General features: G+C 38.0%; 22 protein-coding genes and 1 pseudogene. 5 read left to right on the top strand and 18 right to left on the bottom strand.

Translation table 11 applies throughout. The annotated features are described in order from the left end of the window. The 9 genes from HNQ98_RS06345 to HNQ98_RS06300 form a co-directional block, all read right to left on the bottom strand. On the bottom strand, window positions 1-2,023 hold a 2,023-nt coding region (locus tag HNQ98_RS06345; protein WP_184285031.1), incomplete at its 3' end, for a LysM peptidoglycan-binding domain-containing protein. A 401-nt stretch (window positions 2,024-2,424) separates the two neighbouring features. Beyond that, complete coding sequence (locus HNQ98_RS06335) at window positions 2,425-3,015, bottom strand: site-specific integrase (protein ID WP_184284996.1); 591 nt, start codon at window positions 3,013-3,015, stop codon at window positions 2,425-2,427. Window positions 3,016-3,261: 246 nt separating this feature from the next. Next, window positions 3,262-4,251, bottom strand: a complete 990-nt coding sequence (locus HNQ98_RS06330; protein WP_184285030.1) for a toll/interleukin-1 receptor domain-containing protein — start codon at window positions 4,249-4,251, stop codon at window positions 3,262-3,264. A gap of 27 nt (window positions 4,252-4,278) precedes the next feature. After that, the gene (locus tag HNQ98_RS06325) at window positions 4,279-5,490 is read right to left on the bottom strand and encodes a restriction endonuclease subunit S (RefSeq protein ID WP_184284995.1); all 1,212 of its coding nucleotides are present in this window, start codon (window positions 5,488-5,490) and stop codon (window positions 4,279-4,281) included. A 16-nt stretch (window positions 5,491-5,506) separates the two neighbouring features. Continuing rightward, a complete protein-coding gene (locus HNQ98_RS06320; RefSeq protein WP_184284994.1) occupies window positions 5,507-6,442 on the bottom strand; it encodes a site-specific integrase in 936 nt (311 codons plus the stop codon). A 74-nt stretch (window positions 6,443-6,516) separates the two neighbouring features. Further along, complete coding sequence (locus HNQ98_RS06315; RefSeq protein WP_184284993.1) at window positions 6,517-8,058, bottom strand: type I restriction-modification system subunit M; 1,542 nt, start codon at window positions 8,056-8,058, stop codon at window positions 6,517-6,519. Window positions 8,059-8,083: 25 nt separating this feature from the next. Continuing rightward, window positions 8,084-11,056 carry a type I restriction endonuclease subunit R gene (locus HNQ98_RS06310; protein WP_184284992.1) on the bottom strand — a complete coding sequence of 991 codons (2,973 nt, stop codon included), beginning with the start codon at window positions 11,054-11,056 and terminating at the stop codon, window positions 8,084-8,086. 111 nt (window positions 11,057-11,167) lie between these two features. After that, a complete protein-coding gene (locus HNQ98_RS06305) occupies window positions 11,168-12,433 on the bottom strand; it encodes a hypothetical protein (RefSeq protein ID WP_061399715.1) in 1,266 nt (421 codons plus the stop codon). 174 nt (window positions 12,434-12,607) lie between these two features. Further along, a complete protein-coding gene (locus HNQ98_RS06300; RefSeq protein WP_019040385.1) occupies window positions 12,608-12,949 on the bottom strand; it encodes a hypothetical protein in 342 nt (113 codons plus the stop codon). Between the two features lie 370 nt (window positions 12,950-13,319). Between HNQ98_RS06300 and HNQ98_RS06295 the strand changes: the two genes are divergently transcribed. From HNQ98_RS06295 to HNQ98_RS06290, 3 genes are all read left to right on the top strand, one after another. After that, a complete protein-coding gene (locus tag HNQ98_RS06295) occupies window positions 13,320-13,946 on the top strand; it encodes a plasmid pRiA4b ORF-3 family protein (protein WP_184284991.1) in 627 nt (208 codons plus the stop codon). An 86-nt stretch (window positions 13,947-14,032) separates the two neighbouring features. Further along, window positions 14,033-14,158 (top strand): hypothetical protein, encoded by a 126-nt coding sequence (locus HNQ98_RS09295; RefSeq protein WP_004899686.1) that lies wholly within the window; start codon window positions 14,033-14,035, stop codon window positions 14,156-14,158. Between the two features lie 23 nt (window positions 14,159-14,181). Next, window positions 14,182-14,817 (top strand): DUF4230 domain-containing protein, encoded by a 636-nt coding sequence (locus HNQ98_RS06290; protein WP_041773482.1) that lies wholly within the window; start codon window positions 14,182-14,184, stop codon window positions 14,815-14,817. A 214-nt stretch (window positions 14,818-15,031) separates the two neighbouring features. On the opposite strand, the gene HNQ98_RS09290 is transcribed toward HNQ98_RS06290, so the two are convergent. From HNQ98_RS09290 to HNQ98_RS06265, 6 genes are all read right to left on the bottom strand, one after another. Next, a complete protein-coding gene (locus tag HNQ98_RS09290) occupies window positions 15,032-15,304 on the bottom strand; it encodes a hypothetical protein (protein WP_224138790.1) in 273 nt (90 codons plus the stop codon). Window positions 15,305-15,312: 8 nt separating this feature from the next. After that, complete coding sequence (locus tag HNQ98_RS09285; protein ID WP_013102202.1) at window positions 15,313-15,501, bottom strand: hypothetical protein; 189 nt, start codon at window positions 15,499-15,501, stop codon at window positions 15,313-15,315. Then, window positions 15,498-15,659, bottom strand: coding sequence for a hypothetical protein (locus HNQ98_RS06280; RefSeq protein WP_013102203.1), 162 nt, complete (start codon window positions 15,657-15,659; stop codon window positions 15,498-15,500). The genes HNQ98_RS09285 and HNQ98_RS06280 overlap by 4 nt, the downstream gene beginning before the upstream one ends. Before the next feature lie 131 nt (window positions 15,660-15,790). Continuing rightward, on the bottom strand, window positions 15,791-17,122 hold the full coding sequence (locus HNQ98_RS06275; RefSeq protein ID WP_184285029.1) for a dihydrolipoyl dehydrogenase family protein: 1,332 nt from the start codon (window positions 17,120-17,122) through the stop codon (window positions 15,791-15,793). A gap of 77 nt (window positions 17,123-17,199) precedes the next feature. Then, on the bottom strand, window positions 17,200-18,171 hold the full coding sequence (locus HNQ98_RS06270) for an ABC transporter ATP-binding protein (protein ID WP_184284990.1): 972 nt from the start codon (window positions 18,169-18,171) through the stop codon (window positions 17,200-17,202). Continuing rightward, the gene (locus HNQ98_RS06265; protein WP_002814535.1) at window positions 18,172-19,698 is read right to left on the bottom strand and encodes an ABC transporter permease/substrate-binding protein; all 1,527 of its coding nucleotides are present in this window, start codon (window positions 19,696-19,698) and stop codon (window positions 18,172-18,174) included. A gap of 228 nt (window positions 19,699-19,926) precedes the next feature. On the opposite strand from HNQ98_RS06265, the gene HNQ98_RS06260 reads away from it, so the two are divergent. Beyond that, on the top strand, window positions 19,927-20,373 hold the full coding sequence (locus HNQ98_RS06260) for a ribonuclease H family protein (RefSeq protein WP_184284989.1): 447 nt from the start codon (window positions 19,927-19,929) through the stop codon (window positions 20,371-20,373). 171 nt (window positions 20,374-20,544) lie between these two features. Here HNQ98_RS06260 and HNQ98_RS06255 read toward each other — a convergent pair whose 3' ends face one another. Further along, window positions 20,545-20,814, bottom strand: a complete 270-nt coding sequence (locus tag HNQ98_RS06255; protein WP_223823384.1) for a hypothetical protein — start codon at window positions 20,812-20,814, stop codon at window positions 20,545-20,547. 120 nt (window positions 20,815-20,934) lie between these two features. On the opposite strand from HNQ98_RS06255, the pseudogene HNQ98_RS06250 reads away from it, so the two are divergent. Beyond that, window positions 20,935-21,921 (top strand): annotated as a pseudogene (locus tag HNQ98_RS06250) (IS30 family transposase). Window positions 21,922-22,413: 492 nt separating this feature from the next. Here HNQ98_RS06250 and HNQ98_RS06245 read toward each other — a convergent pair. Further along, complete coding sequence (locus HNQ98_RS06245) at window positions 22,414-23,547, bottom strand: AAA family ATPase (protein ID WP_184284988.1); 1,134 nt, start codon at window positions 23,545-23,547, stop codon at window positions 22,414-22,416. Further along, a complete protein-coding gene (locus tag HNQ98_RS06240) occupies window positions 23,547-24,341 on the bottom strand; it encodes a DUF6414 family protein (protein WP_221429588.1) in 795 nt (264 codons plus the stop codon). The genes HNQ98_RS06245 and HNQ98_RS06240 overlap by 1 nt, the downstream gene beginning before the upstream one ends. Between the last annotated feature and the right edge of the window lie 317 nt (window positions 24,342-24,658).

The following is a 24,658-nucleotide window of genomic DNA, read 5'->3' as shown; positions in this document are numbered from 1 at the left end:
TGAAAGGAGTTATGTCAGTACCTGTAAATCCTACTATCAATTTTTTAGAATACTTTCCCGCTGTTTCATCATTTCCAGCCCAAAAATTAGATGAAATGTTTAATTGTGCGGCTTTATCTGCAGCAGCCTTGTCAGCGGCAGCTTTGTCAGCGGCAGCTTTATCTGCGGCAGCCTTGTCAGCAGCAGCTTGGTCAGCGGCAGCTTTATCTGCGGCAGCCTTGTCAGCGGCAGCTTTATCTGCAGCAGCTTTGTCAGCAGCAGCTTTGTCAGCGGCAGCTTTATCTGCAGCAGCTTTGTCAGCAGCAGCTTTGTCAGCGGCAGCCTTGTCAGCAGCAGCCTTGTCAGCGGCAGCTTTGTCAGCGGCAGCCTTGTCAGCGGCAGCTTTATCTGCAGCAGCCTTGTCAGCAGCAGCTTTATCTGCAGCAGCTTGGTCAGCGGCAGCTTTATCTGCAGCAGCTTGGTCAGCGGCAGCTTTATCTGCGGCAGCCTTGTCAGCGGCAGCTTTATCTGCAGCAGCTTTGTCAGCAGCAGCTTTGTCAGCGGCAGCTTTATCTGCAGCAGCTTTGTCAGCAGCAGCTTTGTCAGCGGCAGCCTTGTCAGCAGCAGCCTTGTCAGCGGCAGCTTTGTCAGCGGCAGCCTTGTCAGCGGCAGCTTTATCTGCAGCAGCCTTGTCAGCAGCAGCTTTATCTGCAGCAGCTTGGTCAGCGGCAGCTTTATCTGCAGCAGCCTTGTCAGCAGCAGCTTTATCTGCAGCAGCCTTGTCAGCAGCAGCTTTATCTGCAGCAGCTTGGTCAGCGGCAGCTTTATCTGCAGCAGCCTTGTCAGCAGCAGCTTTATCTGCAGCAGCTTTATCTGCAGCAGCCTTGTCAGCAGCAGCTTTATCTGCAGCAGCTTGGTCAGCGGCAGCTTTATCTGCAGCAGCCTTGTCAGCAGCAGCTTTATCTGCAGCAGCCTTGTCAGCAGCAGCTTTGTCAGCAGCAGCTTTGTCAGCAGCAGCTTTGTCAGCAGCAGCTTGGTCAGCGGCAGCTTTGTCAGCAGCAGCTTTATCTGCAGCAGCCTTGTCAGCAGCAGCTTTATCTGCAGCAGCCTTGTCAGCAGCAGCTTTGTCAGCAGCAGCTTTATCTGCAGCAGCTTTGTCAGCAGCAGCTTGGTCAGCGGCAGCTTTGTCAGCAGCAGCTTTGTCAGCAGCAGCTTTATCTGCAGCAGCCTTGTCAGCAGCAGCCTTGTCAGCGGCAGCCTTGTCAGCGGCAGCCTTGTCAGCGGCAGCCTTGTCAGCGGCAGCTTTGTCAGCAGCAGCCTTGTCAGCAGCAGCTTTATCTGCAGCAGCTTTGTCAGCAGCAGCTTTGTCAGCGGCAGCTTTGTCAGCAGCAGCTTTGTCAGCGGCAGCTTTATCTGCAGCAGCTTGGTCAGCGGCAGCTTTATCTGCAGCAGCCTTGTCAGCAGCAGCTTTATCAGTAACATTATTGTTAGCCGTTACACTATAGTCATGATTAACTGCAACTACTTGTTTTTGTTCTGTGTTAGATGTACTGTTATTGCTATTAGACCTTCTATAAACATTAATAGGTTTTTGCAAATATGCTGCTGTAGTATTCTTATTAAAACTAGTGATTGAACTTGATAGCAACTCTCGACCAATACTATTGAACTGTGCTTGATTACTTAATTCAAATCCCGCTACAATAAAGTCAGCATTTACAATATTAAATTTATTTTTTAATTCGTCAGCGGTTGTATGGAAGTGATTTGCTATAGTTGTAAGTGTGTCTCCCCAAACTACATTGTAATTAGATAAATCATTAATTGAATCAATACCTTGCGACCTCATGTTATTATCAACGGTTTTTTGGTCGTTAGCTCTCCAGTTTGAAGCAGTATGAACAGGTGTCACCTTATTCGTATTTGCTGATACTGTACTAATAACAGGGATTACAGCATTTGTCATGATTACAGACACTCCTGCGACAGCAATCAACACTTTGCCACTTTTAAATAATTTATTTTCTAATGTCTTATTTTTCATAAGATTTTCTCTTTTCCATTCTCTCTTTAACCTAAACGCAATATCTATATAATACGCCTATCATGTACCCATGTATAGATGCTTTTTCATAGTATAAAATAAAATTATTTCCTAAATTGCTCAGAAGTCAATAAATTGGACTATTTTTAGTATAAGAGCAGTTGGGATTGATTTGAGATTTTTGACCAAGCCCGTAACCGTTTGTACAGCCAAATGATATTCATTGGTCAGCGAATTAACAGAACGACCCTCGTTGTACAAGGCAACAATTGATGATTTAAATTCAGTTGAGTATCTCTTAGCTTTCATAATAAAAAACCCCTATACTTGGTTATCTCGGATTATGCCCTAGAAATAAAGAAATCCGGATTTTCATTATACGAGCAAAATTTTTTTATAGGTTAACCAAAATCAATTTGATCTAACATCGTCTCGCGACTAGCTTGATCTAAACCAAGGTAAGTCAGTGTCATGGCTTCGCTTGAGTGATTCAATAAGTGCATGACTAAACCAATATTGTAATTTGACTGTGTATAGACACGATAAGCGCCTGTTTTACGCATGGTGTGTGTGCCTAAATAGTTGATGCCTAGTAGATTACCAACACGCGCCATCACTTTATAAAACTGTTTCTCGGTGATATGGCGATCATGATGGGCTATCGAGGGGAATAGCCACTCAGAATTGATGTTTTCTTGGATCAGCCAATCATGATATTGCAGCAAGTCTTGCTGAACAGGCTTTAAATATAACGTGTTTGCTTTACCGGTCTTTTTATCATGAATAAAGGCTGTATTTTTGACAGAGCCGTCTGGATTATAGACATCTGATTTTTTTAATGTCATGACATCACTCACACGTAGTAGCGTGGCCTTACCAACTTGAAAAACGGTGTAATTTCGGCGACCAGCACGGAAACTATCGAGAAGTGTATCTTGTACCATCTTTAAGACGTTGGAGTCTTTGATGGGTAGGACAATTTGTTGCACCATGATTCATATATACCTTTCTGAAATTAAATAATTAAATAAATAATTAATTAAATTGTTTATTTATTGATGACCAGGACCGCATTTCTAAACTTCTTTTATGGTTTATTATATCACTTAACAAAAAAACAGCCCCCATTATCTAATCACTAGATAATGAGGGTTATTTTAATAGTATTTTTGAGGGGTTATTAATTAATTATAGACCCTTAATAAACTTAGTAGCATAACGATAATAAATCCATTATCTTAGTTTACAATCGCTAATTGCTCGATGAAATCATCGGTCAGATCAATTGGATTTAGAATTTTATAAGAAAGTGTTACCATACTTTTATAAGTATCTTCTGAATCCAAGTCAATTTGAATTATTTTACCTATCGCTAAATAGTTTTTATCATTTATCCAGACAATACCATCCCCTACTTTCAATGATACACTCCAATTAATAGCAATTAATTTATCTAAGTTAATATCTGCTGGCTTAGTTATTTTTTCAAAATTTTCAAAGTTATGAATTCTCATCATCCTACTGACTTTGTTATAAGAGTGAATTGTATCAGTCCCTGCAACCGACCAATTAGTTATAAAGTCCATTGGTGCAATTCCTAATTTAAAATCTCCCCCATTAAGTAGGTACTGAAAAGAGATTTGACCTTCTGATTGTGGTTTGAAATTCATTAAATTGGCTGAATCATTCAAAAATTTTATTTTTTCAACACTATTATAGTACCTTTCAATTCTGTCTTGAGCATCAGGTTTTGTTTCCACCTTGATATTTAGAAATAGTTCGTCACGTATAGTTGATATTAATTCAAATAGTCCTTTTTTATTCTCCTGCGAAAACGGTGTATCGAATTTTAATTGACTGATATACTTTCCTTTAAAAAAATCGGGCAGATCAGTAAATGATTCGATATCAATTATGGCAATTATAAATGGACTGTTAGCTTGTTTTTTTATTAATTCTATTTCGTTATATACGCCGGTTGCTGAATCGCTTGTTTTTTTTAAATAAGTTTGCGTACAAATACAAATAACAAAGTGGGAACTATCAATACCGTTCTTCATGAATTCATCAAGTTTAGTTCCAGGGTGGTTTTCCAAAACATCAAGATGGACTCGAAACCCCCAGGATTGCAAATAAATTGCTAACCATTGTGAAAAATTTTTAACTTCCTTATCTAGTGGCTCATCTTGTTCCCAAGCATATGAAATGAAAATAGACTTATTCAATATTCCTACACCCCCTTCTGTAATTAATAATCACTTTGCAAACATTGTTTGCAGGAATCCTTTTTTCTGCTCTTTCAACAAATCTAACTTACGTTGATGAAGAGCGATAGTGGCATCTAACTGTTTGAAAAATGAGCCGATTTTTTGTTGTTCTTGATAAATCGGATATAATTCAACCCATTTTTCAACTTCCTTTTTGGATAAGTTTGTTTGACTTACTCCATCATCAAAACGTAAAAAATAGTGATTTCTATTCATCAATGAATGCAAAAAATATGAATTAGTATCCGCATGTGGAGTGATCCCTGCAATTCGTTGATTCAAGCTATATTTATTATCTTTATTGATTAAAAATGTTCGAGCAATTGCCCTACCATTTGGAACGTCACTTAAAACAAATGCTATTTCATTCTTAGACAGAGGTGCAATCATTTCATCAGAATATTTCTTAACCAGACCATTGGTAGAAACGAATTTTGAATTTACAACAATATAATCCCCATCTTCTGAAATATCTTTTTCATGGGCTTTCCCGTTTCTATAGTTGGCAACTTCAATTAACTTACGCTCTTCCCAATCATCCGTGAATCCTTTAAATCGCAATTCAGGAATTTTTGCACCATTTTTTGGGAACATTTTTTGCGAGAAGCCTTTTTTCTGTTCCTTGAGTAAATCTAACTTACGTTGATGAAGAGCGATAGTGTCATCTAACTGTTTGAAGAAAGAGCCTATTTTTTGTTGTTCTGAAAGTTCAGGTACCATAATCGACATTTTCGACATTTGCTTACCTGAAACCTCAACAAAAGTAGATCCTGCACCGGTGACTTCCCCATATCGCTTGAGCTCATTAGTTCTTGAAAAAATAAAATAACTATCAAGTTTATTTTGATCAGGAACAATTGATTGAAACCCTTGATTAGTTGTAGCTTCTTTGGCTAATATAGCGGTGTTTCCGATACCAGCACGAGAAGTAAATAAGACGGTTCCTACTGGTAAAATTCGAGCTGAACTCTTCTTTAGACCTAGTTCAGTAATAGTCTTTTTACTTTTACTAACATAACTTTGTTCTCCAATTTCAGCTGGTGCATACCAATCAATATCACCGCCCCAGTATTCAGGGTTCGATGTACTTGGTGTTCCACCACCAACAATATTAGATAATTCTCCTAACTTACGCTCTTCCCAATCATCTGTATAACCTCTAAATCGCAGAGAAGGTGACTTTCTTTTTTTTGTTTGCATTTCCTCACTCCCATTTCTACCAATTAATTAAAATACTGGTAATTTTTTCGTTTGCCTTTTGTTCTGTGCTTTTTAATAAATGAATGTAAGTGTTCTGAGTAGTTATACTATTTGCGTGACCTAATCGTTTGGCTACAACCTGAATACTAATACCATTGGCTATCAGAACAGAAGCATGCGTATGCCTAAGTCCATGGAGCGTAATGATTGGTATTTTTGCCAACTGACAATATTTTTTTAATCGATTATTAATAGTAGAATTATATATCACAGGATGTCCCTCTCCTTCTATGCTCGGGAATATCGGCATTGTATGATTTATGTTTTCTACAATAGGTCGTAGTATCCATGCAGTTTTTAAGTCTAACGCAATCGTTCTGATAGATGATTCATTTTTCGTAGGCTGAAATCTATGATTAACAAAACCTTTTTTCTGATAATTATATGACTTTGTGACATGTATAACTAAATTTTGAAAATCAAAATCATTCTTCGTCAGCGCGAGTGCTTCTGAAAATCTGAGGCCTGTTGTGAGTAACAAATCTAAAAAATGTTCCCAGGTTAGCCCACTTTTTTTCTCTAGTTCAAACGATTGCATCAAATTCTTGGCTTCAATTTCCTCCAAAAACATATTCTTAGCTTTAACTGCTCGTCCTCCTAAAAATACTTTGCGTGTAAAATCCTTTTGAATAATACCATCATCATAAGCATCCAAAATACTTGCACGAATTTGCCGATGAAAATCCATGACAGTTTTATGACTATGAACTTGACTATACAATCTAATGATTTCTTGATAATTGCTTTTTGATAATTTAGAAATAGGTATTTCTGTTTCTAGCCTTTTAAGCCATGATCCGGTGGTTTTATATTTAGCCAATGTTTTGTCACGCACAAAACCTGCTTTGTGGTTTAAAACCCAATATTCAAAATATGTTGATAAATTATACATTTTTTATCCTTTCTACATGAAGTGTTTAGTATGTACACTTCATATGGAAAAAATAAAACTTATTGAGACGATAATTATTCTTCGGTGGAAACTAGCTGTTGATATAATTCGTTAAATGTCTGTTTGCTTTCGTTTATTTCCTTATCAATTTCGATAAGTGACTCATCAACTTTGTGTAAATCAATTGGTTCTTCTTCTTCAAAGGTATCGACGTAACGTGGAATGTTTAAATTAAAATCATTTTCCTTGATTTCATCAAAAGTGGCAACATGAGCGTATTTATCGACGTCCTCATGCTTCAGATAAGTCTCAATAATTAAGTCAATATCTTGTTGACGAAGCAAATTATTGTTTTTCTGTTTTTCAAACCCTTTAGATGCATCAATAAACATGACATCATCGGTTTTTCTATTTTTTTCTAAAATCATGATAATCGTTGGAATACCAGTATTTGTGAATATTTTTTCTGGTAACCCAATCACTGCAGATATGTTACGACTCTCCAGTAATTGCTGACGGATACGACCCTCGGCTGCTCCACGGAAAAGAACACCGTGGGGCAAAACAATTGCCATACGTCCGTCTTGTTTCAAATGATACAATCCATGTTGCAAAAATGCGAAATCAGCTTTTGATTTAGGTGCAACGCCAGCTTTGAAACGCTGATCATCTTCACGATTATTATTATCCCAGGGTTGTGAATACGGTGGATTTGCCATCACAGCATCAAACATGCGAGGACTATCCACACCACTTTGAACACCATCTGGCCAATCAGAACTCAATGTATCTGCATTGTTAATATGCATGTCATTATATTCGACGCCGTGCATCATTAAATTAATGCGTCCTAAATTATAAGTGGTTGTGATAGATTCTTGACCGAAATACTTAATGGCTCCTCGTACACCATCATTGTGCATGTAGGATGCAGTTGTCAAAAGTAAGGATCCTGATCCCATCGCTGGGTCATACAGACTATATTCAGGCATGTCTTCACGACCCGCTGTCAAAATACGGGCCATAATATCTGAAACTTGATGAGGCGTGTAGAATTCACCGGCTTTTGCACCAGAATTAGCCGCGAACATTCCAATTAAATATTCATACAAATCACCCAAAACATCCGAATCTTCGTTTAATTCTATTTGATCAATTAAACTAATCCAATCCATGAGGGTTTTCGTACGAGTTTGAGTATTACTGCCCAATCGACTTGATGAAAGATCCATATCATCAAAAATACCATCAAAAGTTGCTTTAGCCCCTTTTTGGATGCCTTGATTAAAATGAACCAATGCATCTGCGACATTACTAACATTAAACTGATCCGTGTTGATAGCATCCTGCCAGTCACTAAACAATTCGCCAGGTTGAATGACGTAACCTAATTTTGATTGCATAAACGCTGCCGCTTTTTCAGGATTTTGGTTCCAAATATTAGCCCATGTTTCTCCACGAAGTTGTCCAATAAGCCAATTTTGAGCCTTTTCAGATAGAAACTTATAGAACATCAAACCAAATATATAGTTCTTGTATTCAGCTGGTTCAATTTTCCCACGCGTTTCATTCAGTGTTTTCCAGATTAATGTTTTTTTATCAGCAGTTAATGCCATTTTGATTTCTCTTTTCTAAATTATTTTAATGTTTGGTAATTTTAGCAAAATAGGCCAACACATTTTCTTCAAAGTCTGCAGTTTCAAAAAAGCCAATATTCAATTTGTTTTCCATTTTTTGGAGTAATTGATTTAATTTTGTATTATCAACCAATTCCACACCCGGAAGATAAACATTGTAAGCTTCGAGAATGTCATTACCATTATAATTATGGTCAGCTGACCACTTGTAGATATTTAACTCTTGTTGCGTATTACGAATTATTTTTCTAACGGACTTCAGCTTTTCTGTATCAAAATGATCTTTATAAGTACCTTGTTCGATGCCATCTAAGACATGCCCTATCTCATCACGACTATCTTGATCCAGAGGTTTTACATGTTCTTCAACGGCTACACGATTCTCAGGAATAGTTGTATCCATATATTGATTGAGCAAATCCACCAATTTATCGTAGTCAATGATTTCGTTGGCATAGGATTGAATGGCTATTTTGATGTTGGTTAAATCAATTTGTTTTTCTGCGGGCAAGATTTCGTTAACATCATTCATCCGGGCCTGCAGAGCACTTAATTGCGAGTTGTTTTTAATGCCCAAACTAACTGGGCCATCAACACCTTCAACCTGACTCCCTATTACGTATCCTTGTTGAACTAGTTGCTGTACCTTCGAGTTAACATCGGCAGCAGTTACTGCAAATTCCACTTGGTCTTTTTCAGAACGCGGCATTTGTGAAAAGTCTTCACCAGCTAAAACTTGCAATCGGGTAATTTTTGGTTGCAAGTCATGAATTTGATCTGCCATTTTTGGGGCCAGAATGCCGTCATCAAACAGCTCCTTTTGTTCGGTTTCATCGGGAATTTTTGCTGCATCAGCCATCGTATCATTACCACCTTTGGTGTAAATAACTAAGGCATTTTTGACATTTTCTTCCATAACCGCGCCCTTACGGTAAAAACGTACTTTACCATGTGGCTTCGCTGCTTTATTAATCGTACGGTTAGTCCGAGACATGGCTTGAATTAATGGGCCTTCTTTCATCAATTTATCCATATAGATGATATTGACATATTTAGAGTCAAAACCAGTTAATAACTGATCAGCCACAATAATCAAATCTAGACGGTCAGCATCTTTATCCTGGTTATAGGGCTTTTTCCTAGAAATTCGCTTTGTAATGTCATTCAAGTATGATCGCTGGGGGTCATTATCCTCCAAAAAATTGTGCGTTTCATAGAGAGTCATGTAATCTATCATTGCTTGCTTTAATGCCGACTGTAGGTCCGATGTTCCGACCCCGTTATTTTCATCGCGAGAAAAAGTCATGGCTACCCGTAGTTCTGGAAACATTTGTTTGAACAAACTGTAGTAAGATGCAACAGCTTGTTTACCTGAGACAGCCAAAATCGCTTGAAACTGATTTGGTTTTCTAACCCCCATCTCAATGGGGCCACTGGCGTTAGTTGTCCAGTTATTTTTGATATCATTCAAAACAGCTTGACGGAATGGCAAACTTTCAAAGACTTTTTGTTCCAGCTGTTTTTCAGTTAATTCTGACTCCTGATTATGTTCAAAATCAGTTTCATAATAAGTAACATCAAATCCCAAAACATTGCCGTCGCCAATTGCGTCTTTAATGGTATAGCGGTGAAGTCTGGGCCCAAAAATATCGAACGTTGAAATGTTTTTTGACGTTTTAACTTCATTAACCTCATCACTGTAAAAATTAGGGGTTCCTGTAAAGGCAAACCATGTTGTTTTAGGTAAGGCTTTTTTAATACGGCCTACAGAGTCACCACTGGCGGATCGGTGAGCTTCATCCATTAAGATAACCATCCGACGGTTTGACAATAATCCAGACTTAACAGCACGGTCTAAACCTTGAATCGTTATCAAATAAATATTTGAGGTTTTATTCTGTTTTAAAGCACGTTTGATTTCCGTACTATTAACTACCTTGATTCGGTTTTCAAAAGTTTTGTAGGCAAATGATCGGAAATTATCATATGTCTGATTAATTAGATCCACTCTATCAACAATGAATAATACATCTTGAACACGAGGCATCGCAGCCAACAATTGGGCTACCTTAAAGGAAGTCACAGTTTTTCCGGAGCCTGTTGTATGCCAGATGTAGCCGCCCTCTTTTTCCACAAAATCATTTTGATTCATCTCACGCATGCGATCAAGAATTTGGCGAGTGGCTTGAATTTGATAAGATCTCATGACCATCAAATTATCATTGGCCGCATCGGGAATCATATTTGTCGTCACTAAACGATGCAAGGCAGGAATGCCCATTACTTCGTGAATAAAGGCCATCGTATTTGTGACATCTTGGCCATTATCATCGCGCCATCCAAAAACAAAGTCTCTATTATAAGCATCACTATTCTTTGGACGCGCAAAATAATGCGCTGAATTTTGCGATAAAACAAACTGCACTTGAACAAAAGAAAAAAGTCCCGTGTACATACCATCACTATCATATTTTTGAAGTTGTTCGAATGCGTTCCATTGATTTTGAAGAGATTCGTCTTTTTCTTCCACGTGAGCGACTGGCAAGCCATTAATTAATAAAACAATATCGACGCGCCGCTTTGAACTCAAACTAAACGTCAAATCATTAAAGGTAATTTGATTCACAATTTCATAGCGGGAATGTCCACCAGCTACTTCATCACCATAAAAAATCTCTAACTCTAATTGCGTTCCATCATCACGAATTAATGGGATGGTTCCAACTCCACCAGCCCCAGCAAGCATTAGCTGAGCGTCATAAGGTGTTTTGTTTTTCAGTAATTCCAATTTTACCTGCTCAAACTCATTGTCAGATAATAAGACGCCCTCTAACCTTGTACGATTATTATCATTCAATATATCACGCCAATGATCATAGAGGTAATTAATAGTTACACCTGAATAATCAGCCAGGTAATCCCAACCTTCACTTTTCAACTTTTCTATAACGGCTTCCTCAAATTTATCTTCTGCCATGAATTGGTCTAATCTTTCTATGTGTGTATTTTATAATTGTAGCTACGCCATTGCCCACGTATTTTTCATCTCTATAGTCAGCTAATGGATTAAATTGTTAATCACATGTTACTATATTGTTTTTGCTGATGATTTTCCGATAAACATTCTAATATCTTGCGATTTATCATCTATCGCGTAGATAACCTCTGTAGGTGCAGTCAATTTATCGATAATATTTGAGGCTATTTCATCGACAGGTTCGCCAAAAATAGGTTGAACCATGTTGTTAAATTCATCTTCAAGTTCAACAGTAGCATTCTCTTTAATTGTCTCTGAATGCTTTTTGAAGGCCTGTGATTTATTTCCTAGAAATTTTGTTGCTTTCCCAGGAATTTTGTTTGTAACGTGCCCTAATGCTTCAACCGCTTTAGTACCAACGTCACCAATCGTGTCGGTTTTTGTAATGACGTTGAGTGCTCTCTCAATAATAGGTTGTTTTATTTTTTCAATATAATCAATGGCATGATTAGAAAAACTCGATTCATACTCTCTCTTGAATGTATCAATTCGTTCTTCAATAGTTTTTGAATCAGTTCCTGTTTTAACTAACGACGTAATAATAGTGAGTCTGACCAACCAGGATAAAGAATCCGCAAAATAGGCCATTTTGAAATCCATCATGAAGTCACTATTTTGAATATTTTTTAACATATACGCAATTTTGGCCGCATCATTTAGTCCTTTTGTTTTTAAAAGGTTTGACTGATCAAATTGGTTAAGTAAAATACTGTATTGTCTGAAAATAATTTGTGCGTCGTTTGCCAATTGGCTTAGTTCTTGTATATTAGCTGACGAAATATTTTCTTGCTGTGTAATTGTTTTGATTCGTGCATCGATAGTCTGTAATACAGCCAATTTTTCGGCGTGCATCATACCAATAACGCTATTTAACTTGGAGTCAATATCGTCAATCTTTTGATTGATTTGATTGAACTGTTGCTTGATAATAACTGTTGTCAAAACTGTTAAGGCTACTGCGGGGTTAGCCAGGGTAGACGATAATGTACCAACTTGCTTAAAGCCAGAATGACTAATGATTTTACCCCCATCACCTTTCACCATTGAGGATAATGTTTGATTAGCATACTGCTTCAATTGTGTGATTGGAATCGTATTTGTAAAAAGTTGTAAGCCCTCAGTGGAAAAATTTAAAGTTTGGGTTAAATTGCTCAACCCATATATTGAACTACCAATCACTTCACTGTTAATTAAAATTTCCTGAAAACCATCAGACTTCAAATTACTAGGGGCCGTCCGAATGAGACTTAGTTCGTCACCTATTGTATTTTTTAGAACAATCTCGTTAGCAGTACTAATGACACTTTTCTCTTCCATATTCTCAATTTTCTCCAAAGTTAAGTTAATTATATTATGCCACTAATCAATGGAAATTGACCATGTTAATTGAGCAAGATTGGGTTCTATCAAATTAATAATCTAATTTGGTTTTTAAACAGCACTTGATATCACGACAGCTGCAAAAAATCCTGGTTTGAGTGTGCTATCACATTAATTAGCATTATATAAAATATCCAGAATTTTAACTTTTTCATCAGGATTAGCTTTCTTATATCTGTTTTTCAGTTCGATAACACTTTGTGTTCTCGCCCTGTAAGCTGCCATACCTTTCAAATCATAGAATTTGTGATACAAATTCAAATTATTTTGGATGGCCTGACTATTAAGATGTTGCAGCTGTTCAGTTGCTAATTGCTCAATAGTTTCATTTTCTGTATTTTTCAGTATTAATGTTAAATCTGCTTCAGAAATGTCGGGTGTTTTAATTGATTCAATTAACCCGTATTGCTTTAAAGCCATTAATCGTAGTTGATCATCTAGTATACTTGACATCTTATTCTCCTGTTTAACGTCACTGGGACTTTGCCACAAAAAAACCGCGCTCGATATACGAACACGGTTAAGTGACGTATATCCGTTTACAGTGGAGCACCTTACCGGTCGGCAGGTTGCTGCTAGGTCAAAGTGTGTAACCACTCACTAGCTCTTGATATAACACGTGATTTATTTGTTGAATTAAATTTATAATATTTCTTTGCTAATGTCAAGGCATTTCTTAAGTAAAAATATTTATCAACAATTAACTGCAATAAACCCCAGTATGGTGTAGCAATAATCTCAGTCTTATAAATTTATACTAGCTTTAAGGATGATGTGCTAAACTTATTTTTAACAAACAAAAATAACTTGAAAGAAATAAACAATGGCCACTCATACAATCTATCAAATTGAAGCTAAACTCGATGATTTCCAACCAGTCATTGGTCGAACGATTTTGATTAATGCGGAACGCTCACTTGCATATTTGGGTTATACCTTAATATCTGCTTTTGGATTAGAAGGCTCCCACCTATTTGGTTTTCAAAAGAGTTTTGAACTTTTTAATCATCAGCAATCCTACTATTATTTATTACCAGCAATGGATTTACCTGAATTCGTAGCGCCTGGTAAGCAATATAGTGTAATGCACACAAATTTGAGCCAATTTTTTTCGTCTTCAAATCTCAACAATCAATTTACGTTTCAGTACGACTTCGGAGATAATTGGAAGATTTCTTTAAACGTTGAATCAATAGAAACAAAAGAAATAATGTTGCATGACATTCCTAGGGTCACTGGAGGATCGGGCTATGGATTAATAGAAGATATCGGTGGCAATTCTGGGTTACATGAATATATAGAAGCATTTGCCAGTGGTGATCTTGATCATTATTATCAAATTTTTGGTAATCAACTGCCCCACCTTCGTCCTTTCTCGTTGCCCATTGCCAATGAGAAGTTGAAGCCCGAAATAAGCATTTTGAAGCGTCAATACGAAGATAATGAGTAGATTGGAAAACTCTAGTTATTGTTTTTAGTGAAATCCTATAATATGATATAGTAATATTTAATTGAGAGAATTTACTGGAGTGTAAGATGAAAAAAGCGATAACTATTATTTTGGTTTTGGTATTGTTTGGATTACTATTTTTAAATCCTACCCTGGCTTTTGTTGGATTGGTAATTTTTGGATTAGTCATGAAATTCGTTAACAAAAAATAATATATATAGCGGGTGCAACTATAATGAAGTTTAGGCGAAAAAGTAGAACTAAGACATGGCTTATCCTGGTTTTGTTGGTTGTTATTTTAATTGTCGGTTTGATTGCTGGTTTTAAATTAAATAGTCTTTTCAATAATCAAGATGCCGGAATACAAACCAGTCAGTCAACTACAGCTACAATGGTTAAAAACCTTGAAAAAGTTGATGAACATGTTTTTTTGAATGTCGGTATACAAGATATCGAAACAAGACAAAATAATCTTAAAATACCATGGACTCACATAGGGGTACCACTAACAGAGAAAAAAGCGATAATTATTTTAAACTATGATGCTAAGTTGGGAATCAAAAAGCCAGTTAAGATTAAATATAATGATAAGAACCAAGTTGATATTACAGTACCTAAATTCGACGTTATTGGTGTCGAATTAGATAAGAAAAACCCTTACCAACTTTATGATGACAGTGGCAATATTTTGAGTGCATCAACAAAAAACGTAGATACGGGACAACTTGTTTCTCAAGCACTTTCAAGCAGTAAACAAAAGCATTACTTAAAAACATACAAAGAAATGATTCAGGATTCGGCTAAGGATTATTACACCACACTTTTCAAGTCGACTGGCAAAGAAACAAGTGTGAAAGTTAATTTTGAGTAATAGAATATTGCTACATAACTACTAATTTAAAAGACGTCTAACACCAAAAATGTTAGACGTCTTTTAAACTTGTATATTTTCATGGCTTGTGTGCATAAAAAAATCAACTGTTCACGTACCAAAAAGTATGCGATCTGTAGTTAGTGAAATACTGATATTTTACCAAGTGCATAGTAGGATATCTAGATTTTACTTTAAATCAGAATAAAAATAATTAGTAACCAAAATCTTGATCCTTCATTATCGAGTTTACAAGTTGGGTTTCATTCAATTTCATTTCTTGAGAAAATTCAGAATATGTTAAATCCTTGCTTTTCGGTATCATCAAGCCCAATTTTGTAATAATAATATCTTCTTTATGCTTCACATTATTTTCAAAAGTGGTCCCTTCGTTCAAATACATTTTGGATTCAGGAACTGATTCGTTGTTGTTTGCTGGATAAATGTAAGACCCCTTTTTGGCATTGAAGCGAAACATATAAGCCATAACTTTAATTAGTCCTTACCTCCAATGTTACCAATTGGCTTATACCTAGTATTCGCTATTATTCTTTTGTCACTATTTTTACTACTAAAATCAGGATAAATTAGGCCAATTTGGGAATAATTGTTGCTTTTTGAAAATAATTGCTGCGCATCGATACCTGACTTATTTTTTAGATGATAGAAAATTTCCCTTATCAACTTATTGATGTATTTTTCCCAAAGACATTTACCATCAAATAATATGGGCCAATGTGATAGTTATCATTCAACTCCTCCGTTGCTGAAATTTCACTATTTGAATTTTTTAATTTTTCAATAGCTTGCTCTCTAACACTGCCGTCCAGATCATCTGGCATTGCTAATTTGTCAAAGGCTTTTTACTTCCGGCGAATTGTCAAACTAAGTGCAACGGTTTGTCAAAAAATACTTCATATGGGGTTTCATAGTTTAACACTTTGCGAGGACGTTGATTTAATTCAACCACACATTAATACAAATATTGTAAGTCACTAGCCGGCGTTGGGTAAGCCAATACCAACCGTTGTAAATCTGGTAAAGTCACGTGTTTTTCAATTAACAACGTGAAGTAGTTAATCATCTCGTCGGCAACATCACTTAGAAGGGTAGCACCCACAACCTGCCCACTCGCTTTAGCAACCACTACTTTAGCTTGGGCTTGTTGTGCGCCAAAGCGGTAATAAGTGAACCACTTCGTCATATCAAGTGTATTGACACGATACTCATCTGGATGCTCAGTCGCCGCGGCCGCGCTGATCCCGACTTGCGCTAACTTGGGCGCTGCAAAAACCTGCGTTGGCACAACGGGATACTTTATGGCTGCGCCGGGATGCGTCAACTCACCGACCAGATAACGCGCTTCAAAACCTGCAACTGGCGTTAACTTCGGTACCGGTGTATCGCTGACATCCCCAATGGCATAAATGTGCGGGTTGGCCGTCTGCAAATGATCGTTGACTTGAATCCCATGCCGATCAAAGGTAACGCCCACGTTGGCTAGACCTAACTGGTCGGCGTTCGGAATCCGTCCCGCTGAGCTGATGACCAGATCCGTTGTCAGCTCGAAATTATCAGCTGTCAATTGTAGACCGGTCGCCGTTTTAGTAATTGCTTGGACATCCGTATTCAAGTCAAACGTGATTCCATCAGCCGTCATTGCGGCCATCAAATCCTTAACCAAATCTGCATCAAAAGCTTTTAACGGGCGGTCATTATGATGAATCACGTGCACATCAGCGCCAGCGCCATTCGCAATCGTCGCCAATTCAAAGCCTACGTAGCCACCACCTACGAATGTCACGCGTTTAGGCATCTGGTCCAAATCTAAGAAGTCAGTGCTCGTCTTAAAGTATTCGTGCCCGGTAATCGGTAGAATCGCCGGACGCTGACCAGTGGCAATCACGTAATCAGTCGCACTGACTACTCGATCCCCGACCGCTAACTGATTGTCGGATTGAAAGTGCGCTTGACCATGTAACGTCGCAATATCTTGCCCCTTTAGTCCGTTCAACGTCCCATCGTTGATGCCATCCGTATAGCCTCGTTTAAGCGCCATCAGTGCTGGCCAATCAATTTTGGGCGCACCAATCAGGCCCTGCCCTTGTAAATGTTGCGCTGCTTGTCGCGCTTCGACGGCGCTTAATAGGATTTTCTTAGGGTCACAACCGCGGTTAGGACAAGTGCCGCCCCACAGATCCGCTTCAACGATCAACACTGTCTTGCCCTGAGCCTTTAATCCGCTAGCCATGGCATTGCCGGCTGGTCCGCCACCAATCACAACAACATCGTACTGTTCCGCCATTCGAAATTCCTCCTTAAATTCATTAGCGACCATCAATTATCACAACCTAGTGTAACTGATTCATCCTTAATTGACGATTAAGATACTTCTTCATGTTGACTCAAGTAAGCCACGATTCGTTGGCTATCCAAATAGCCAACAACCCGATTTTCTTCCGTGATCGCCACATAATCGTGATCTGTCAATGCCGTAAAGGCGGTGCGTAACGTGGCTTGAACGTCTAACGATTGAATCCGACCACTCGCAACACTGGGTTTTTCTGTGAGATAACCCTGAATAAGCCCTACACGCCCAACGTAGACATCATAGACATTTTTAGCTCGGCTCGCGCCAAAGAAGTTCCGCACAAAGTCGTTCACTGGATGCTGAGCCAGAGCAGCCGGCGTATCGACTTGTATTAACTGACCGTGTTGCATGACACCGATCCGGTCACCCAACTTCAACGCCTCATTCATATCATGCGTCACGAAGACGATCGTGTTGTGATAGCGGGCGTGTAGCCGTAAGACCAAGTCTTGCAATTGTTGCCGCGAGATGGGGTCTAACGCACTAAATGGTTCATCCATCAAAACAATATCTGGTTGCGCCGCAATCGCCCGTAAGATACCGATGCGTTGCTGCTCACCACCGGATAATTCTGACGGCATCCGGTCACGGTATTCCTTTGGATCGAGGCCAACTTCCGCCAATAGCTCATCAATCGTTTGATTAATTTCCTTCTTAGCTGTCCCTTTCATTTCTGGAATCACGGCGATATTTTGCGCCACCGTCATCGTTGGGAACAAGGCAATTTGCTGTAAGACATACCCCATTTGCCACCGTAGACTTCGGACTGGTATCGTGGTTGTATCAGTACCATTAACTAGGATTTTACCAGCCGTCAATGGCTCTAAGCAGTTGATCATTTTAAGTGACGTCGTTTTGCCACTCCCAGAAGTCCCTACCAAAATAAATAGCTCACCCTGGTCAATCGTTAAATTAAGGTCGGGAATCACGGTCTGCCCATTAAAGTCTTTCTGGACGTGTTGAAATTCAATTGCCGTTGTCATTTAACGTCCCTCCTTCAATAAACCGTGCTTCACAAGATAGCGATGTGCAACCGTCGAAGCGGACTGCTTCTTAACATTGACTTCATAGTTCATTTCTTGCATATCAGTTTCTGAAATCTTTCCTGCTAACTTATTCAACGCTTTAACGACCTTAGGATGTTTGTTGGCAAAGCTCGTCTTCATCAACGGTGCCCCTTGATACGTTGGGAAGAAGTGCTTGTTATCCTTCAATAAGGCCAAGTGATACTGCCGTAATTCACTATCCGTCGCATAGGCATCTACCAAGTTGATTTTCCCCTTACTGATAGCTTCATAGCGTAGCGCCGGCTCCATCGACTTTGCAGTCACGTCTAACCCATAAGTCTTCTTGATTCCTTTTAAGCCATCATTACGATCAATAAACTCTAGGGTCATTCCGGGTTTCAGAATCGATTCAACTTGCGTTAAGTCGCTGATTGTCTTCAAATGATGTTCTTGTTGAAATTTCTTAGTCACTGCCAATGCGTACGTATTGTTATACTGCATCGGCTTCAAGTAAGTCATTTGTTCCTGTTTAGCGAGGCGCTGTTTGGCGAGCTGATAGGTCTGGTTAGCTGTTTGACCAGCTGGGTTATTCCCCTTACCTAAGGTCTCCAGCACCGAGCCAGTAAATTCAGGATAAATATCAACCTGATTATTCTTTAACGCGCTGAATAAGAACGTGGTCTTGCCAAAGTTAGGCTTGAGCGTCACATGAACATGCTCATCTTCAGCTTCAATCAGCTGCTTATACATATTAATCAAGATTTCTGGTTCAGAACCGAGTTTACCTGCAATCGTAATTGTTTCAACTCGATTGGCATAAACACTATAAGCCCCGCCACCACCTAGTAAAGCTAAAATACCGACAAAGACAATTAAGGCGTGGCGTGGTTTAGCCGTTTGAAACCACCGAACGAGCGCACTCAGCAGAATTGCTAACAATGCTGATGAGATAGCCCCAATCAATAATAACGAGGTATCATTACGGTCAATACCGAGCATGATAAAGGTCCCGAGACCCCCAGCACCAATCAAAGCGGCCAAAGTAGCCGTCCCAATAATTAAGACGAGCGCGGTCCGAATCCCAGAAATGATCTGTGGTAGGGCAATGGGTAGTTCAACTTTAAACAACTTACGCATTCGTGACATCCCAAAGGCATCGGCGGTCTCTTCAATTGAGGCGTCAATTTCTGAGATACCCAAATAAGTATTTTGAAAAATTGGCAGTAAAGCATAGATCACCAGCGCAATTACTGCTGGCACCGTTCCAATCCCAACTAACGGAATCAATAACCCTAACAGTGCCAAAGACGGAATCGTCTGTAAGACACTCGTGAGCTGTAATAATCCCTCGGCCCACCGTGGTCGTCGAACGACCCAAATAGCCAACGGAATCGCAATTACCATTGCGATGACTAATGATGCTAATGAGATCCCCAAGTGTTGCCATAGCGCAGTCAGCAAATCCCCGCGTCGATCTATAAACGTCTGTATTAATGTCTGCATGCTAACCTCCAGTGCTCACCTTTATTGCTTAATAACTTCTTAATTATCCATGTATTTAATCGTAGCATAATGCGCCAAAAATCATAGTAATACGCACCGGCAATTCACTAAATTTTGTAGTTTCACATTAAAATTATTCATTAATTTAAAATGAAGCTGGCTAGTTTTTACAAAGCTATTAGATGAACCACTCAATGGATTATCATTACCACTAAGGAGGCCCCAACAATGGCTACGATTCATCTTTACCTTGCAAGTACCAACCACCAATCGACCAACATCACCGCAACAACCCCCGCTGCCTGGGTCGTCATTCTGAGATATGCTGACCATCAAAAGGCGCTAAACGACGGTGGCTACGGACATACCGAAACTTCACTGGCCTTGAGTGCTCTGACCACCGCACTCGCCACGTTGAAACGTCATGATTTACCCGTTCATACTCACACCACAACTGAACAAGTGGCGGCGGTTATTAGCGAACAACGTTATTTAAGCTGGCAGCAAAACAACTGGGACGTTCCCGAAGCCGACCAACCAGACCTACCCCAATGGCAAACGCTGATTCCCATTATCGAAGAATTTCCCAACCTCACCATCACCTACCACCCCGTGGACGATCCCGCGATGACCACCGCAACGACTACGCTAACGGCGGTGATGACGAAGCTATAAAATCGAACTCATTTCCTGTCAGTCATTTTGGACATAAATAAGCCGATCGTATACTTGACGGTCGGCTTATTTAGTTGAATTAATTTCTTCATAACTACTGTTACGATATCGCAACAAATTCTACATATAGCTTATTTCCAATTGAATTCATCCACAATGATTGACCAACAACTACAGGTCCCGCACATCTTCAGTATTAGATGTGAAATAATATTCATTGATAACTCGATACTTCCCTCTAGTTCTTTCAGCGATTTCTTCATAAATCGCATTAAAGTCACGTTCGAACGCATTCTCATCTTCATGCGTTTTAAATCCATTATATCTAAATTCATAACCATTATTGGTAAACAGCTCGCTATACTGACGATTTAAAACGTTTACCTTCGCCACTAGTCCTGAATCAGGATATAGCTCATCCGGGAGTCCATTTTTAATCAATTCATTATCCTCGTTATATATGGCGAATTTACAATTGAAATGCAACACAAAGTAAAAAAATAAACCCATACCGGGTAGAATATGTTTAACGACCAAATCAAACAATTCGAGGTATCCGGTATGAGCTATAAACATCTTACTATAAAAGAACGTGAAATACTTATGTTTTTACGAGCTAAGGGGTTATCTATCCGGGCTGTTGCGTTACGGCTGGGGCGAAATCCAAGCACTATTTCACGGGAGTTAAAACGTTGTGCAGGTAATTATTCCCCAAGCAAAGCAGATAATGACTATCATCAAAAGCGGCAGAATTGTCACAAGAAGCGGCTATTAGACAGCCATCCACAATTACGCCGTCAAATTGTTCATTACATCTTAGATCTGCACTGGTCACCAGAGCAGATTACCGCTCGCTTTAATAAGGAACATCAATGGTGTGTTAGCTACAACACAATTTACCGTCATATCTATCAACACAATTTAGGTGAGAAGTACTCCTCACGTGGTGATACCGGTATTCAGCGCCATATCAGACATAAACATCGGACTCGGCATTCAAAGAATACTAGACGACATCGAGAAGTACAGACCGACTATATCTCGATCCATGAGCGCCCTGGTTTTATCAACCAGCGTCAACGTATAGGTGACTGGGAAATTGATACTGTGATTGGTCGAACGGGTCACTCCATCCTTTAAACGGTTGTCGATCGGCTTAGTCGGCTTACGCTTATCAAAAAGGTTGTGCAAAAGGACTCGCAGGAGAAAAATAAAGGCTTAGTTGAACTGTTAGGGGCCATTCCTAAAGAATTTGTTCATTCTATTACACCAGATCATGGGACCGAATTTCTTCATCTTGATGAAATCAGCGAAAGGTTAGGTGTTACTGTCTATTGGCCCGATCCATATTCGCCTGAACAGCGTGGAACAAATGAGAATACAAATGGATTAATCCGGGAATATTTTCCCAAGCGAACAGATATTGATAATTATACAGAACAGGACGTTGAACACTGCCAAAAGCAGTTAAATCAACGTCCTCGCAAAGTGTTAAACTATGAAACCCCATATGAAGTATTTTTTGACAAACCGTTGTACTTAGTTTGACAATTCGCCACGCAAAATTAACAAGATAGAGTATTTTTAATTCAATTCGTTATTGACAGCGTTCATAATTTTTTGGTCTAAATTAATGGTAAGTTCATTAATGTGAAAAAAACAGATAATTAAAGTAATGTATTGCCATTTTGAGAACAAAAGACGATTTTTGACTACGAATAGGCCAACAAGAGAGCGGGCCATCTTACAAACTAAAAAAATTATGAAATGAAGATCATTTTTTAACAAAAAGTTACGTGCTTTTTTGAGCTTTATAATGTGCTTAAAATCAAATCTGGATCCATATAATTAATACATTCATTTTTAAATTCAAATCTGAATTTCTCCATAAAATAAAGACATTTTGATTAGCTACTTGGATCTACGATGCGCTAACTATTATAAATAATAATTCTAATTTTTATGCTGTTTTAACACAATGTTCGTAACAATTTATAACATTTCATAACTTTGTAGTTATAAAATTGATTTTTTGAAAAGTTATTCCGATTCAGCTAATCGTTTACTGAAAAGTAGTGTATACACATCATTTTCGATGAATTTATCAAGCATTCGGATATTATTAAACGAAGATAAATTACTAATATATCCCTCCTTTAAAGTAGATTCCTCTATTAGTTTTACATCTGTTTTATTCAATACGCTAGTGGTACTGTTGAATATTTTATTTATGACTAACTCAATTTCTGCAATAGATAATTTTTCAAACTTTACTTTTTTATCGATTCTAGAGTAGACTGGCATACCAACAGTTTTAGCGATAGATTCTTCGTCATTAAAATTAGAAGTTAATATAAAAATACAATCGGTAACATCAACTTTATAGTTCGCATCTTCAAATATGCCCTCATCAAATATTTGATAGAATACATTGTATAATCCTTGCGCACACTTATCAAATTCATCAATAAGGACGATATTTGTTTCACGTGCGAGCAAATCCTTAGCCATAGAAGGGGTTGCATGAGTATCGCCAAATACATATTTGTAGGCTTCATCTGTTTGCATCATAGAAAACTGGATACGTGTTAGATTTCCTTCATAGAAATCACTGATTGACTTGGCTAACTCTGTTTTTCCAACGCCTGATGGACCATAAAACATCAAAACTGTTGGTTTTTTTTGCTTACTATATGCAGCCTTAAAAAGACTTACACAGCTTGCTTTTTTGGCTCCGTTCTGTCCAATCACAGTGTCATTAGTTTGCAATAACTTGTACAGCTCGACAATTTTTTCAGTACTAGGTTGAAAATATGAACCATTTTTTGTAGTGACTTCATCAGCATCTATGTGAGAGCGAAGAGATGACTCCACACGTTTTGGTGGGTTTTGAATATATATGTTTTCAATACTATTGCCAAATAAGACAATATTAGAAAAGTTCGAAATGACATGGCTCATTACAGATGCAAAGTCATCAGCAAATATGACAACATTTTTAATAGTGTCCTTTTTGAACTGAGTGTCATCATTTCCTATTTCACTATTCGTACCTAGATTGGCATTATACATTTGAATTAATTCTAAGAAAGAGACGTAATTTTCCAAATGATGGTGCATAATATTCGATTGAAAATCTTTATTGGAACCATAAAATAAATGTACTTTAGTCATTATTTAACTCCTGCTAGAAAAACATCGTATACATCGACACTTTTTTCTTCTTTTACTTTTTCTAAATTATCGCTAGCAACAGCCGTAAACTCAAGACCAGAGGAACCATTATTTATATTAAACTCTGTTTCAAAATTCAAATGAGACAGTTTTGTTTTTCCAACTTGTATAGCATATAAAGCTAAATCCATTTTGGGGAGATCCTGAATACGGTAGTTATTTTTGAAAGTATCTATATTGAATCTGAATATTTTTTTATCTTGATTACTTTCACCAATTAGTTCGTAATACCCTTTTGATCCACGGATACCGGTATTCATTTTAGATACCGCCATTGTAATATCTGGGTTTTCTAACTTTTGATTTCCTTCCATCATTTCAGTAAAAGGGGCAATTGTAGCAAAATAAGTCATAGAATCCTTCGGTATTGATAACGTATAGCCTTCACAAATTTCAAGCAACGGATTTCCACGACGAGATTCAACTGCAGTTAAAAAATCATATAGTAGTGAATTCGCAATTACCGTCTTGGCAATTCTATTTCCATCAAATGATCCGTCTAATCCAAATTCGGCTCCAAACCCTCCTTGAAATCCAACCACTTTTTTAATTATATTCATGGCGCCACCGTCATGATTTAACGATGCATCGACTTTGGCCTCAGCACCAACGCCACCCGAGAATTCCTTAATTGTTTCTATGGTACGCGACAATTTACCTTTTTGACGTATTTGTAATAAATCAACAGCGGATGTTTCATCAAAATAAATAATTTTTCTCGGTAGTTTGTTCATAATAATCTCCATACGTTTTTGATAAAATAGTCAATTAAATTTTAAAATATAAATAAGTGACTTAAAACATCGCTCATCTCTCAAAATAAAGATAGCATACCAATTTAAGATTTTAAACATTTTGTGTAAGAATCAATAAATTAACTTTTATTGTTGGAGAAGGTACTCATGAGTTTTGCAATAATATTATGTTATATACAATTGAACTCGATAACCAAAAAGCAACCTGAAATATTTTGTCCAGTAGTAACTGAATTGCACTCCTGGAATAAAAAAAATTGTTCTATTTCTTATTTCAAAATATTTCAACATCCAGT

The organism is Leuconostoc carnosum (assembly GCF_014207505.1).
Lineage (GTDB): Bacteria > Bacillota > Bacilli > Lactobacillales > Lactobacillaceae > Leuconostoc > Leuconostoc carnosum.
Note: the sequence above shows the minus strand (reverse complement) of the source record. Positions and strands in the feature narration are given on the sequence as shown.